At 64.7% G+C, this 14,345-nt stretch carries 12 protein-coding genes and 1 tRNA gene; 6 read left to right on the top strand and 7 right to left on the bottom strand.

Features of this window, described 5'->3' with window-relative positions:
* Together HMPREF9440_RS01990 and HMPREF9440_RS01985 are read left to right on the top strand one after the other, a co-directional pair.
* A partial coding sequence (locus tag HMPREF9440_RS01990) for a hypothetical protein (protein WP_040763223.1) occupies positions 1-451 on the top strand: 451 nt, incomplete at its 5' end.
* A gap of 127 nt (positions 452-578) precedes the next feature.
* On the top strand, positions 579-1,040 hold the full coding sequence (locus HMPREF9440_RS01985) for a plasmid pRiA4b ORF-3 family protein (protein ID WP_008540975.1): 462 nt from the start codon (positions 579-581) through the stop codon (positions 1,038-1,040).
* 176 nt (positions 1,041-1,216) lie between these two features.
* Here the strand turns inward: HMPREF9440_RS01985 and HMPREF9440_RS01980 are convergent, their stop codons facing one another.
* From HMPREF9440_RS01980 to HMPREF9440_RS01965, 4 genes are all read right to left on the bottom strand, one after another.
* Positions 1,217-2,491, bottom strand: coding sequence for an amidohydrolase (locus tag HMPREF9440_RS01980; RefSeq protein ID WP_008540974.1), 1,275 nt, complete (start codon positions 2,489-2,491; stop codon positions 1,217-1,219).
* 11 nt (positions 2,492-2,502) lie between these two features.
* Positions 2,503-3,789 (bottom strand): C4-dicarboxylate transporter DcuC, encoded by a 1,287-nt coding sequence (dcuC, locus tag HMPREF9440_RS01975; RefSeq protein WP_008540973.1) that lies wholly within the window; start codon positions 3,787-3,789, stop codon positions 2,503-2,505.
* Positions 3,786-4,724 carry a DUF1177 domain-containing protein gene (locus HMPREF9440_RS01970; protein ID WP_040763222.1) on the bottom strand — a complete coding sequence of 313 codons (939 nt, stop codon included), beginning with the start codon at positions 4,722-4,724 and terminating at the stop codon, positions 3,786-3,788. Before HMPREF9440_RS01970 ends, dcuC begins: the two co-directional genes overlap by 4 nt.
* 91 nt (positions 4,725-4,815) lie before the next feature.
* Entirely contained in the window at positions 4,816-5,367 is a 552-nt protein-coding gene (locus HMPREF9440_RS01965) for a MarR family winged helix-turn-helix transcriptional regulator (RefSeq protein WP_008540971.1), read from the bottom strand.
* 446 nt (positions 5,368-5,813) lie between these two features.
* Between HMPREF9440_RS01965 and HMPREF9440_RS01960 the strand changes: the two genes are divergently transcribed.
* The 3 genes from HMPREF9440_RS01960 (at position 5,814) to HMPREF9440_RS01950 (ending at position 10,508) form a co-directional block, all read left to right on the top strand.
* Complete coding sequence (locus HMPREF9440_RS01960; RefSeq protein WP_008540967.1) at positions 5,814-7,571, top strand: flavocytochrome c; 1,758 nt, start codon at positions 5,814-5,816, stop codon at positions 7,569-7,571.
* Between the two features lie 108 nt (positions 7,572-7,679).
* Positions 7,680-8,276 (top strand): TetR/AcrR family transcriptional regulator, encoded by a 597-nt coding sequence (locus HMPREF9440_RS01955; protein WP_008540966.1) that lies wholly within the window; start codon positions 7,680-7,682, stop codon positions 8,274-8,276.
* A gap of 66 nt (positions 8,277-8,342) precedes the next feature.
* Positions 8,343-10,508: a TaqI-like C-terminal specificity domain-containing protein gene (locus HMPREF9440_RS01950; protein WP_008540965.1), complete on the top strand. Its 2,166-nt coding sequence runs from the start codon at positions 8,343-8,345 to the stop codon at positions 10,506-10,508.
* Positions 10,509-10,517: 9 nt separating this feature from the next.
* On the opposite strand, the gene HMPREF9440_RS01945 is transcribed toward HMPREF9440_RS01950, so the two are convergent.
* A complete protein-coding gene (locus tag HMPREF9440_RS01945; RefSeq protein ID WP_262361539.1) occupies positions 10,518-10,886 on the bottom strand; it encodes an ImmA/IrrE family metallo-endopeptidase in 369 nt (122 codons plus the stop codon).
* Between the two features lie 460 nt (positions 10,887-11,346).
* Positions 11,347-11,436 (bottom strand) — tRNA-Ser (locus HMPREF9440_RS01940).
* A 226-nt stretch (positions 11,437-11,662) separates the two neighbouring features.
* Between HMPREF9440_RS01940 and HMPREF9440_RS01935 the strand changes: the two genes are divergently transcribed.
* Positions 11,663-12,850 (top strand): AAA family ATPase, encoded by a 1,188-nt coding sequence (locus HMPREF9440_RS01935; protein WP_008540963.1) that lies wholly within the window; start codon positions 11,663-11,665, stop codon positions 12,848-12,850.
* A 137-nt stretch (positions 12,851-12,987) separates the two neighbouring features.
* Here the strand turns inward: HMPREF9440_RS01935 and HMPREF9440_RS01930 are convergent, their stop codons facing one another.
* A complete protein-coding gene (locus HMPREF9440_RS01930; RefSeq protein WP_008540962.1) occupies positions 12,988-13,947 on the bottom strand; it encodes a DMT family transporter in 960 nt (319 codons plus the stop codon).
* Positions 13,948-14,345 lie beyond the last annotated feature (398 nt).

Genomic DNA, 14,345 nt, shown 5'->3' with positions numbered 1-14,345 from the left:
CTTCCCCGCGTTCCCGGACGCTTCGGGCGATTTCATCCCGACGGAGGAGGTCGGCAATCCCGTCTTCGGGAACGCCTGGGAAGAGGAGCAGGTCTTCGGTGCCGGCGTGCCGGATCCGGGAAACTTCTTCGGGTTCTCGGGGCCGCGTGAGGACGACTTTTCCGCCTCCGGGTCCGAGGATGAGGACGTCTTCCGCTGGGACGACCCCGATCCGTGGAACCCGACGGACGGCATGCACCCGATGAGCGCGATGGCGGGGATGGGCGGAATGAGCGCGATGAGCGGGACGGACTTGACGACTGAGCCGGATGACCCGGATGATCCTTGGCCGGATTTGGATTGGAGCGACAACCCGTTCACGCAGGATGCCTACGCGTTTGACACGTTGGAGTCGACCGGCTGGGAAGACTCGGGCGGTTTCGACGGTTCGGTCTTTTCGGACGAGTGGTAGGGCTTCGCTGGTGCGGGCGGAAGGACGTTGCCTTGTATCGGCGGGAGGTCCGTCCCCATAATCAAGGCAAACCGTTCAACCGGCCGGGGCGCTTCGGCTTCCCGGTCTTCATCCGCAGGAGCACCGCATGGCGATCACCGTCAAAGTCAAACTCGAAGGCATCAAGAATCCGCCTTGCTGGCGTCGCATCGTCGTTCCGAACGACATCACGTTTTTGGACCTGCACTACGCGATTCAAGATGCCTTCGGCTGGTCTGGAGACCATCTTTGGTGTTTCCATCCGACGAAGTACGTGAGTGTAGGCTGGCGCATCAAGCCGTCTTTTGAAGATGATTTTTTCGATGACGACTCGCTTCCGACGTCGCTCACGCTTTTCGACGTCCCCTTTGGGAAGAAGTTTTGCTACACCTACGACTTCGGCGACCGGTGGGTGCATTCGGTCACGCCCGAATCGGTCGACGACAAGCCCGTGGAATCGCCCGTCGTCATCGCGGAAAAGGGCGAAGCGCCCGAAGAGGACTGCGGCGGCGTCGCCGCCTGGATGTGGCTGCGGGACCATCCCGAGGAGCGCGAAGACGGGATGTGGTGAGCGGGCGGCGCGCCGTCGGCCGCCGACCCTTCCGCCAACCGCTGCTCCGCTGGCCCCAGGGTACGGAGTCCGCAACATGAAGGCCCACCCGTCTCTCCGACGGATGGGCCTTCCTTCCCAAGGAGGCCGGACTTTAGGGGAGTCCTGCCTCAAGCGGTCGAACCTGCTTCAGGTTATCAGGCCTTCCGGCCGTTCGTCCTCGCGAGGAACCCCGTGAAGACGCCCCAGCCGTCCCGGAGCGACGCCGTGTCCTGGATGTCGAAGTCGGGCTTGTGGTGCCCGTGGTGCTCGCAGCCGAAGTAGAAGAAGACGGCCTTGCCGCCGTGAGCCTGCACGCGGCGGATCAACATCGTGCAGTCCTCCGACCCCACCTTCGCGTTCATGTCCACGACCGACGTCACGGTCGGGACCGCACGCGCGGCGTCCTTCACCAATTCCACGGCCTCTTCGTCACCCTTGTACGTGACGGCTTCGCCGACGCGGCGAAGGCTGTACGTACATCCGTAGGCGGCGCAAAGTCCCGCCACGGTGCGCTCGACGCCCGCCGCCATGTAGTCGTTGATTTCGGTCGACTCGCCCCGGACTTCCAAAAGCATCGAGGTGTGTTCGGCGACGATGTTGCGCCCCGTCCCGGAGACGAACTTGCCGATCTGCACGCGCGTGATCCCCTGGCTGTGTCCGGGCAGGGACCCGAGCGACATGCAGAGGGCCGCCCCGCACATCAGCGCGCTCTTCCCGTTTTCGGGGCTCCCCGCCGCGCAGGGCACGCCCGTGATGTCGAGGTCGAACTTCGTCGTCGCGAGGTAGCCGTGGTGCGAGACGCCCACTTCGTGAAGCTTCGCGCTGCAGCCGATGTGCGCGCCCGCGAACCAGTCGACGTCGTCGACGATCCCGCGCGCGGCCATCGCGGCCGCGCCGCGCACGCCTTCTTCGGCGGGCTGGAAGATGAGCTTCACGGTCCCGGTGAGTTCCTCCGCGTGCGCCGCCACCCAGGCGGCGGCCCCGAGCCCCACCGCCGTGTGGCCGTCGTGCCCGCAGGCGTGGCTCATGCCGGGCACCTTCGAGCGGAAGCCTTCCGCATTGGGGATGTGCGCGGGGTCCGAGGTCTCCTCGATCGCGAGGCAGTCGATGTCGAAGCGCAAGGCGGTGACGGGACCCGGGCGCCCCGTCTTCCAGACGCCCAACGCACCGGTGTAGCCGCCCGTGGCTTCGAGGAACGATTCGGGCACGCCCGCCGCGCGGGCGTCCTCCATCGCCTTTTCGACCTTCGCGGGATCACGCCCCATGACGGCTTCGGGCAGGATGACGTCGGTGCCGAGGAGAACCTCGAAGCCCAGAGCCTTCAGGCGCTCAACGACGAAGTGCGTCGTTTGGAATTCGCACCAACCTTCTTCGGGGTGCTGATGGAGGTGCCGCCGGTCGGCGACCATTTGAGTGATGATGTCGGTCATGTGAAGGCACCTCACAGTTCGAAGACGAAGCCCAGAAGGACGAGGTTGATGAGCATCGGGAGCGCCATGCGCTTCGAGATTTCAAGGGGCGACAAGCGGGTCATGCCGGCCACGACCAAGGTCGCGCCCGCAATGGGCGAACACATGCGCCCGAACGCGCCCGAGAGCGCCGCCACCATGCCGAGGCTCGGGACGCTCATCCCGAAGTCGGCCGCATAGGGCGTCACCGCCTGGTTGAAGGCGTGCCCGGCCGCGTCGCCCGAACCCGTCAGCACACCCATGATGAAGGGGCCGAAGTTCGCGGCGTAGCGGGCGATGTCGTTCGAGTGCTTGAGCGTCTCGATGAGGGCGTCGATGACGCCCGCGGCTTTGAGGCCGCCTGCGAAGCAGCCCGCCGCGATGATGATGCCCATGATGTTGGCGTAGCCCTTCCCCATGCCGCCGAAGAATTCCTTCGTGACGGTCTCGGGGTTCGAGCGCGTGACGAGGAGCGTGAAGATCGAGCCGTAGATCATCGCTTCGGCGACGGTCATCCGGATCTGCGGGATGACGGTCGCGCCCAAGAGGAGCAGCACGACCGGGAGGATCGGCGCGACGGCGCGCAGCACGCTCGGGTGCTCGGGCAACTCCCCGCGGGCGTCGGCTTCGACCGAGAAGACCGGTTCGGAAGACCCCGGCGCCGGGCGCTTGTAGTCCCGGAAGACGAAGATCATCGCCGTGACGAGGATGATGTTCATCGCGCAAAGCGTGAGCACCTCAGGCGCGTACGTGACGATGAGGTCGACCACGTCCATCTCGGCCAGCTTCGCGATCCAGACGTTGTGCGAGGACCCGGGGCTCAGGGTCGAGGGCGTGATCGAGCCGATGATCGCCGCGCCGGCGATCGCGGGGTGAAAGCCCGCGCGCACCATGAGCGGAATCATCGTCGGGCCCAACGCGGCCGCACAGCCCGCCGCGCTCGGAATCGCGACGGCGACGCAGGAGGCGACGAGCATGCACAAGGGGAGCAGGAAGATCCCGAGCTTTCCCAAGGGCTTCACCAAGAGCCCCACGAAATGCACGTCGCAGCGCGTGATCGCGATCACGGCGGCGAAGCCCATCGAGGAGCAGATCGAGGTGATGAGGGAGCCGTTCGTCATGTTGGCGACGAAGGCCTTCAAGGCGACGTTGGGCGCGCCCGAGAGGATCGCCATGACGAGCCCGGCCGTAAAGAGCACGAGCCTCGTCTCCCAACGCTTCAGCAGAGCGGCGATCGTGAGGATCACGACGACGGCCGCCATCCAGATGGTCCAGGTCATTTCTGTTCTCCCATGGTGCGCAGATGGGACATGCGGCCGTAGCGGCCGAGGATGCGGTCAAACTCCTGAGGGTCGTAGAAGGGACAGGCGCCCGCACCGTACGCCTTCGCGACCTCGATCGCGAAGCGGACGGCTTCGTCGACGTCTTCCAGATGCGTCGCCCCGGTGGCGCAGCCCGCCACCTGCGAGACCGCCGTGATCGCGACGCCGATCACCGGTGCTTCCGTCGCGACGGAAGGCTGCAGGATGGAGTTCAAGTGGTAGATGTCGTTGCCGTAGGGCGTGATGTCCTGCATCGTGAGGGGGAGCACGACGGGGAGCTTCCCGGTCGTCTGCTCCAGAATCGAGAGGACGGGCTCGCACGTTCTCAGGATCCAGCCGTCCTTCACGGTCGGCGTCACCGCGATGCCGCGGTGGTTGACGATGCGGTTGCCCTTGGTCGTGTCGATCGAGAGGATCGCCTCCATGGCGGGGTCGACCTCCGCCTCGTTCGCCTGCGCGGAGGTCACAGGCGAATCCATGAAGGGCACCGGGTCGTGGGGACGCGTGGGGGCGTTCGGGCAGATTTGGGTCGTGACGATGACGTCGCCCTTCAGGCGGTCCCCGCGGGTGTGCATCTGGCCCAATTTGGCGGCGATCGTGAGTGCCGAGAGCGCGCCGTCGCCGTCCGACGTGAAGCCGATCCGCGCGGGGCGCGCGCCGATGCCGCCCAGCCGCCCGACGATGCCGAGCGTCGGCGCGTTGCCGCCCGAAAGACGCCCATCGGTGCCGGGGATGACGGCGCGGATGAAGTCCGCCTCGCCTTTTTCGCCTTCGACGCGGGTGACGGCGAGATCGGGTACGCCTTCGCGTTCGAGATAGGCCGCGGCGGCTTCGCCGGTGACGGCCGGGTCGTCGAGGAGCTCCTGGAGCTCGATCATCTGACGCCAACTCATGGGGGTTCTCCTTTGTGGGCTTTGGGGTTGGATGTTTGGTCTGGTGGTCGGAATGAGGTTGGTCGGTGGCCGGTGGTCCGGGCGGGAAGCCTCAGTTCCCGTTCTTCCCGCCGTTGGGCGCGTCCACGGCGGCCACGCTCGAGACGAGCCGGCGAAGGAGCCGGTTGAAGGCCTCTCGTTCACCGTCGGTGAGGGCCGCGATGAAGGCTTCCTCCACGGCGACGTGCGCCGCGTGGACGTCGACCGCGAGCTCGATCCCCTCGGGCGTGGCTTCGAGAATGGAGCCGCGGCGGTCGTTGGGGTCGGGAAGGCGCCGGAGCGCCCCCCGCTTTTCGAGCTTGTCGATGCGGGCGGTGAGGCCGCCGGACGACACGACCATCTTGTTCAAAAGGTCCTTCGGCTGAAGCCTGTGACCGGGACTTCTCGCGATCGCGCAGATCACCTCCACGTCGCCGCGACCGAGCCCGAAGGGCTCGAACGCCTTGTCGACCAGGCGGTCCATCCTCTGAATGAGCCAGGTCATGCGGGTCATGAGCGGTTCGCACTTGATGTCGCGCTCGGGGAAGGTGGTGCGCCATTCTTCTTCGAGGACGTCGAAGAAGTCGGGGGGAGTGGTGGTCGTGGTTTCAGTCAAAGGTTCCATCGCCGTGCAGTCCTTCTCTCAAAACGAAAATATCTCGATGTCGAGATTCTCGAAGTCGAGAATAAAACGGAAGCGGAGACCATTCAAGCGGGGAGATCGCGAGGAAGGGTTTTCACGGAAGGCGCGGATGACGAAGAGGGCGTTGAGGAGCGGCCGGGCAGCCGGTTTCCCGTTGGCCGGGGAATTTGTGGTCGGGCTGTCGAATCGGGCTCAAAACAAACCGATTGGTATGTTGATGAAGCCTAGGGAAAACGCGCAATATTTCGGAATCATTTGAAAGATCAAGCAATACCGTGGTTTTGGATGGGCGCTAAGGAAAAGTACCTACATACTGACCAGTCGGTTTCTTCCTAGAATCACCCGATTCCATTCGGACGTCGACGCTGGACCAAACGCCGCGCCCGACTCTCTGTCTCAAAGCTCATTCAAAGAAAGGAGCCCCAAAAATGTTCATGCGCACCAAGATCGCCGCGGCGGTCATCGGCGGCCTCTTCGCCGCCACGCTCTCGGCCGCCCCGATCACGACGGAAGGCACCGGCATCGGCAAGCACGGCGACGTGACGGTCGCGGTCACGTTCGACAACGGCAGGATCCAGGACATCAAGATCGTCAAGGAGCAGGAAAACAAGGTCCTCGCGGCCAAGGTCTACACGGACTTGAAGGACGCCGTGATCGCGACCAACTCCGCCGACCTCGACGTCATTTCGGGCGCGACCTTCTCGTCGAAGGGGCTTCTCGACGCCGTGAAGGACGCCGCCAAGAAGGCGGGCGTCACGCTTTCGAAGGCCGACAAGGCCGCGATCAAGAAGGTCGAAAAGGCCATCCCGAAGGAATCGAGCTACGACGTGGTCGTGATCGGTGCGGGCGGCGCGGGCTTCTCCGCGGCGATCGAAGCGAAGACCGCGGGCGCGAACGTCGTCCTCCTTGAAAAGATGCCCGCCGTCGGCGGCAACTCGCTCATTTCGGGCGCCGAAATGAACGTCGCCAAGAACTGGGTGCAGCCCAAGCTCGGCATCAACGACGACTCCCCCGAACTCCACGCTCAGGACACGTACAAGGGCGGCGACCAGAAGGGCGACATGAAGGTCATCAACGTGATGACGCATCAGGCGCTCGACGCCGCGAAGTGGTGCCGCGACTTCCTCGGCGTTCGCTTCGAAGACGACAACCTCTTCTTCTTCGGCGGTCACAGCCGCAAGCGCGCCCTCATCCCGGTCGGCCACACCGGCACGGAATTCATCACGAAGTTCCAGGCGAAGGCCGATGAGCTCGGCATTCCGGTCATCACCAACATGAAGGCCGAAGAGCTCATCAAGGACAAGGACGGCCGCGTGGTCGGCGTCAAGGCCACGATGGACGGCGCCGAATACACCTTCAACGCCAGGGGCGGCGTCGTGCTCGCCACGGGCGGTTTCGGTGCCAATCCCGAGATGGTGAAGAAGTACAATCCGTCGATTGACGAACGCTTCAAAACCACGGATGCCCCTGGAACGACGGGCGAAGCGCTCTATATGGCAGAACGCGCTGGTGCAGAATTGGTGAACATGGGCTACATTCAGACGTACCCGATCTGCGACCCGATTTCGGGCGTGATCGAGCTCATCGCCGACTCGCGTTTCGACGGCGCGATCATGATCAACCAGGAAGGGAAGCGCTTCGTGGAAGAGCTTGACCGCCGCGACGTGCTCTCGCACGCGATCCTTGAGCAGACCGGCGGCTACTGCTGGGTGCTCTGGAACGACAAGATCGGCGCGATCTCGAACACCGTCGGGACGCACACGACCGAGTATGAAGCCTTCACGAAGCAGGGCATCATGGCGACCTGCGACGACCTGAAGTGCATCGCCGACTTCACGAAGATCCCGTACGAATCGTTGAAGGGCACGGTCGACCGCGTGTCGTCCATGGCCGGCAAGGGCAATGACAAGGACTTCAACCATCGTTCCGGCCTCGTCGACATGAGCCAGGGCAAGTACTACGTCATCAAGGCGGTGCCCTCGACCCACCACACGATGGGCGGCGTGCGCATCAACGAAAAGGCTGAGGCCCTCACGGCCGAAGGCAAGGTGATCCCGGGCCTCTGGGCCGCGGGTGAGGTGACCGGCGTCACGCACGGCACGAACCGTCTGGGCGGCAACGCCTACACGGACATCATCGTGTTCGGCCGCATCGCCGGCAAGGCCGCCGCCGAAGCCGCGAAGTAATCCTTCCGCGACGGATCGGTGAAAAACGCCCCGCGCAGATCCCGCGTCTGCCGGGGCGTTTACGCATAATAGTCGCCTGAAGCAACATGTCTTCTCCCGGGACACAAGATGACGATCAAGAAAGCCCAACGCACCAAAGCCGAACTCCTCGAAGCCGCCCGCGAGCTGCTTCTGGAAGAGGGCATCGCGCGCCTCAGCATGGACCGCGTCGCCGAACGCGCGGGCGTGAGCAAGGGGGCGATCATGTACCACTTCCCGACGAAGCGCGCTTTGGAAGCCGCCATGATCGAAAACTACGCGGAGCATCTGGAGCGCGAATTTCACCGCCACGAGGCGATGTTCGAGGGGTCGCCCGAAGAGACGCTCGTTCCGGGCTTCATCGCATGGTTCAGGAGTTTCGACGCGGACAACAAAGGCTGGGCGTCGGTGGGCGTGCAGCTTCTGAGCCAACAGGCGCACGAGCCGGAGTTGCTCAAGCCCGTGCGCGCCTGGTACGACCGTCTCTACGCCCGGATCCTGCGCCTCCCGGAGCGCCGCCGCACGCGGATGCTTTTGGTGATCATGGCTTTGGAGGGGTTTTTCTTCACGCACAAGTTCGGGCTGGATTTGATGGACGCGGAGCGGAAGGAAGAGGTCTACGCGCTGATGGCGGACTTGACCGGCACGGCGGAGGTGAAGGCGCGGGAGGAGAAGGTCGAGGGCTGAGGCCCCGGCCGTTGAGACGCCCGTTTCTTGGGCCTATAGTGCTTTCGTGACCCCTGGAGAAGCATCATGCACCTCACGCTCGCCGCCGCGGCCGCCAAACTCCACCTCGCAGCCGGCACGCTTGAAAAGTTCTGCGAAGAAGGCCGCATTCCGGGCGTCCGGCGGGAAGGCGGCACCTGGCTCCTTCCCAAGGACGCCAAGCTCCCCGACCCCGCCCCTCAAAAGTGGCCGCAAGTCCCGGACGAGCTCCCGCTGCTTCTCCTGCCGGAGGACGTGAGCTGTGCGCTCGGCGTCTCGCGCGCGACGGTGAGGAATTGGATCCGCTCCGGGCGAATCGCGCCCGACGTGGGTGGGTACTTCAGTCGGGCCTACGTCAAGCGGCTGATCGAGAGTCTGAGTTCGGACGAGAGCGCCAAACTCAAAGCTCGGCGGAACAAATCGGCCGTGCGCGGTCGGGAGCTGTTTGACGGTTACATCTCGGACGCCCACAACCGGGCGTTGGGCGTGGAGCTCTTGGCCTCAGGCCTGGTGAGGGACGACGAAGACCTCAAGGTGCTTCTCGCGAACTTCGCCCTGCAGCTCTACTTCCAGAGCCGGGGCGCCGCCGCTTGGAAGAACAACCTTTTGGCGGATTTCATCGCGGACGTCTCCGTAGGGGACGGTCACGAGAGTTTCAGGAGGCTCGTCGTCGATCTTCTCGACGGTACCGTTCCCGACGAGGCACGGATCGGGCGGCTCCTTCCCGCGCTCACCCGCAGGCTCAACTGGGTGCGCGGAGAAGACGCGCTAGGCTTTCTCTACCTGTCGCTCCGGGACCTGGGCCTGAGGAAGAGCACCGGCACGTACTACACGCCGGAGCGAATCGTTCGTCGGTTGATCGAAAACCTCCGCGACGCCGAGGGCGACCTGTCGGAGAAGACCTTCTGCGACCCCTGCTGCGGGTCGGGGAACTTCCTCCTGGGGCTCCTCACGGCGGGCGTGGACCGGAAGCTCATCTACGGGCAGGACGTCGACGCGACGAGCGTGCGGCTCGCGCGCATCAACGTCGCGCTGATGGAGAAGGACGCGCCGACCGAGGAGCTCTGCGCGCACTTCACGGTGGGCGATTCGCTGCTGGACGCGCCGTTGATGCCCTTTGACGTCGTCCTCGGGAATCCGCCTTGGGGCGCGGCCTTCACGAAGCCGTACGCAGACGAACTCCGGTGGCGCTTCCGGACCGCCCGCGGAGCGCGCCCTGAGTCGAGCGCGCTGATGGTCGAAAAGGCCTTCTCGATGCTGACTCCCCAAGGGACCGTGGCCTTCGTGCTGCCTGAGTCGATTCTGACGGTCTCGTCCCATGCCGCGCTGCGGCGTTTGGTGCTGGAGCGCTGCGACTTCAGGTTCGCCGCCTACTTGGGTGAGGCCTTCCCCGGCGTGCAGTGCCCGTCGGTGATCCTTGGGCTTAGGCTGAGCGCAGTGCCCACGGTCGTCGGATGCCGGGTGTCGACCGGCGGGAGGGCGTTCGTCATCGGCGAGCCCCGCACCTTCCCGGAGGACGTTCTCGCGTTGGACGTGTCGGAAGAGGAGGCACGGTGCCTCGCCGCCATGGAGCGGATGGAGAATGCCGCGCATCTCAAGGGACATGCGAAGTTCGCTCTCGGGATCGTGACGGGCGACAACAAGGCGCATCTCTCGGCGGAGAAGCTTCCCGGTATGGAGCCCGTCCTCAAGGGAGGCGACATCCGGAGGTTCGGGATCGGGACGCCGAAGAACTTCATCCGCTTCACGCCGGACGCGTTCCAGCAGGTCGCGCCCACGGCGATGTACCGGGCGGAGGAGAAGCTCCTCTACCGCTTCATTTCGGAGGTGCCGGTCTTCGCGTACGACGACGGGCGGAGGTTGTCGCTCAACAGCGCCAACATCCTCATCCCCGAGATCCCCGGCCTTCGGATGAAGTACGTCCTCGCGATCCTGAATTCGAGCGCCGCGGCCTTCTGGCTCGCGAAGCGCTTCCGCTCGGTGAAGATGCTCCGTTTACACTTGGAGGCGCTGCCGATCCCGGTGGTGCCGGACGAGGTGCAGGAGCAGATCGTCCGGGAGGTCGAGCGCATCATGAGCGCGGATCGCGGTGAGGATGTTGAGGCGCTCTACGGGGCGCTCGACGCCGAGGTCATGCGGCTCTACGGTCTGACGGATGTGGAGGCCGAGACCATTCGGACGGCGCTGCGCGGGAAGCCGAGCTTTCTCAGATGATGTCGGTCTTTAAAGGAAGTACCCGAGCGCGTCCAATCGGGCGTAGAGCGCCAGAGAGGAGACGCCGAAGGCTTTCCGATGGGCGACGGGGTCCCTCACGCGGTGGATCTCCATCATGGCCTTCACGGCGATGCCGGGCATGAGCAGTTCCAAGGCGAACTGGTCCGCCCGGCATTCCTCATCGGGGTCGACGGCCAGGCGCTCGAGTTCGGATGCGGACGCCCTTCGGGAGAAGCCGAGACACCAACGCCCAAGTTCGCGTGCAACGGCAAAGCGTCGGTGTTCGGGACAGGCGTCGGCGTTCAAGCAGATGATCTTGTCGTCCCGCTCTAGCGAGGAGGACATCAGGCCCATGGCTGGAGTCTCGACGATCCGCAACCCAAGCTTGGCGGCGAAGGCTTCAGGTTCGATCGGGATTTGGAGGTCCCAATAGGCGTCGAGCAGGGCGCGGGCGGTGATGATGAGGATGGTTGGGGCTGAATCGATGATACGGCGCAGCTGCCTCTCGTGCGAAGGTTCTTCCCTGAAAAGATCAAGCCCGGCACTCGCTCCGAGTGGCCGGGCTTGGAGGCTCGATAGGGTTCGAGCGTTGCGGTTTTCCGCAGGACGCCGTTTGACGCAACATCTCCGCGGCGGTCCCCGCTGGGGTGAGTTTCAAGCGTACCCGGAAGTACCGGGTTTCAGGTCTCAGAAAACCCCAAACCGAGGGTAATCCTGTTGTGGGAGATACCCTTGGAGGGGTTTGATCAGCGCGGTGCGTCAGTCCCAGCGGCCGCCCGTTGAGGGGGCGGTGAGAATAAAGAAAAAGCCCGCAAGTTCAACGACTTGCAGGCTCATCTGGCGGAGGCGGTGAGATTCGAACTCACGAATGGGGTTAGCCATCGCCGGTTTTCAAGACCGGTGCATTCAACCGCTCTGCCACGCCTCCGCAGGCGCTTCTTCAGCGCGGAAACCGCATTCTAGCGAAGGCCCCGGCAAAACGGCAAATGAGCGGCAGGTTCCGTCGGCCGGGCGTGGTCCGGACTTTCTCCGCATCCTTGCGTTTTCTCCTCGCGCTCTAGAATAGTGGGACGCCCGCGGCGGGAAGCGTTCGAATGCATTCACGCACCCCGTCCGCACCGCCCCACAACACCCAACGCCTTACGACCCAACCGATGCTTGTTGAATTCCGCTTCGCCAACTTCCGCAGCTACCGCGACGAACAGGTCTTCTCGATGGGGGCCTACATGCGGGCGCCGGACGGCCTGGAATTCTCGGCGTGCGACACGGGCCGAAAGGACCTGCCGCCGCTTCTCAAAACGGCGTTCCTCTTGGGTCCCAACGCGTCCGGCAAAACGAACATGCTCGCCGCCTTCGAAGCGATGCAGCGGGTCGTGAGGACGAGCGCGCTGATGACCTCCGCCCCCGAAAAGGCCCCGGCCTACGAGGGGCACGATCCTTTCCTCTACGACGAGGGGATCCAGAAGGAGCCGACCTACTTCGAGGTGACGCTGGAGCTCGAAGGCATGCGCTGGCAGTACGGGTTCCTCTGCGGCAAAGAACGGATCGAAGAGGAGTACCTCGTCGCCTACAACGGCGTGAGTCCGCGCGTCTACTTCGAGCGCGTCTACATCCCCGAGGAAGAAGCCTACGCGGTGAAGTATGGGCCGTACTTCAAGGGCCGCAGGAAGGCTTGGGAGGAGGCGACCCGCGCGGACGCGCTCTTTCTCCCGACCGCGGTGATGTTGGGGTCGGAGCAGCTCCGCCCGATTTGGGACTGGTTCGACGAGCGGCTGATCGTGCTTCGTGAGGGCGTGCCCTTGAAGCTCGACTTTCTGCTTGCGAACCCCGCGGCCCGAGCCCACGCGATCCGCTTTCTCGCGACCGCCGACCTGATGGTGGCGGGAATCGAGCCCGAGGGCGTGCGCCACCGCCCGGGCGGCCCCGTCGTCCCCTGGGAGAAGGAGTCGGCGGGCGTGAAGAGAATCCTCGCATTGGCGTCCCTCGTGCTCGCCAACGCCGGAGACCTCACCGTTCTGATCGACGACGGCGAACACCACCTCCACCCGATGCTCTTGGAAGCCCTGATCGCCTTCTGGCAGCGGGAGGAAAACGCCGCGCACGCTTCGCAGTGGATTCTCGCGGTGCATCGGGATTCGGTGCTGGAAGCCGTGGGAACCTATCCGGGGACCCCGAAGCGGCTCCGGCGCGACCAGGTGTGGATGTGCTCGAAGGACGTCGACGAGGCGACGCGCGCGGTGCCCTTGATGCAGTGGAAGGTGAGGAAGTCCGAAGCCGTCTACGGCGGCTACCGGAAGGGCCGCTACGGGAGTCTTCCCGAGATCGAGGCCCTGGACGTCTGAACGGACGTCTGAATCTGCGACTGGAACCTCAACCCGCAGATACGACGAGAGCCGCGTGACCACGCGGCTCTCTCGCTGTCGACCCTTCGGACCGGTCTGACGGGCCCGACTGATTCGTCCCGTCCCGTCCCGTCCGATCAGGATCCTTCGGCTTCCGCGACGGCTCCTGCCGTTTTCTTCGCCTTCTTCGCGGTCTTCTTCGAGGGCATCGGAAGCTGCGCCAACACCACGGCGACCGCCATCAGCGCGCAGCCGAAGAGTTCTCGGCCGTTGAGAATCTCGTTCAGAAGCGCCCAACCGGCGAGAACGGACACCACGCTCTCCAGACTCAGAATCAGGCTCGCGACGGTTTCGTTCATGCCGCGCTGGCCCACGATCTGAAGCGTGTAGGCAATGCCGTTGCTCATGACGCCGGCCCAGAGGATCGGGATGGCGGCCGCGAGGACGCCCTCCCACGTCGGGTGCTCGAAGAGCATCATCGCGATCGTGGCGGTGACGGAGCCCACGGCGAACTGCGTGACGGAGAGCTCCACCGCGTCGACCTTCGTGACGAAGAACGAAATCACGAGGATGTGAAGCGAGAAGACCAGCGCGCAGAGGAAGATGAAGAAGTCCCCGGCGGAGATCGTGAAGCCTTCGGGCGGGATGCAGAGGTACCAGAGGCCCACGACCGCGGTCGCGACCCCCGCCCAGATGAGAGGCGTCGTGCGCCGGCCGACGAAGAGCCCCAGGAGCGGCACGAGGACGATGTAGAGCGCGGTGATGAAGCCGGCTTTGCCGACTTCAGTCCCGAAGACGAGCCCGAACTGCTGGAGCGACTCGCCCCCGAAGAGGCAGAGGCCGCAGAGGCCCCCGCCTACGAGCAGGTTTTTCTTGTACTCGGGCGAGCGTCGGCGCGCGGCTTCGGGCGCGGGGAGGCGGCTGCGGCGCCAGAAAATAAGGGGGAGCAGCACGATCACGCCCAGGGCCATGCGGCCGGAGGTGAACGTGAAGGGGCCGACCGAGTCCATCCCGACCGACTGCGCGACGAAGGAGCAGCCCCAGATGAAGGCGGTGATGAGTAGAAGCGCCGACTGGCGCAGCTGAAAGAGAGACATGGCGTGGGTGAGCCGAGGGGTTGAATCGTTTTTGTAAGGCCCCACATTGTCGCACGGGCGCGCGGCGGTTTTCCTCGGCGAAACACCGCACATCATCCGGCGCGTGAGCCGTTTTCGACAAAAAGACGAAGGAACGGCGCCGCCGGGCGGGTCGGCTGACCGGGCGAGGGGGAGCGTTCACTTCGAAGGACTTCGAGCGGCCGCAAGGCCCGTCATCTGCGCCTTCCTTGAGGTATTACCGCGGGTGCGTCCGCCTGACCTTGGTCAACGGATCGCGCCGGGCGCAGAATGGTCGAATCTGCAAACACGATCAAGGAGTACCCCCATGGCTCACGTCCTGCCCCCGTACCGCGCCGACGTCGTCGGCAGCTTCCTGCGCCCCGCCGAAGTCCACGCCG

The sequence above is a fragment of the Sutterella parvirubra YIT 11816 genome (genome assembly GCF_000250875.1).
Classification (GTDB): Bacteria; Pseudomonadota; Gammaproteobacteria; order Burkholderiales; family Burkholderiaceae_F; genus Sutterella; species Sutterella parvirubra.
This window is presented reverse-complemented; position numbering and strand designations above follow the sequence as displayed.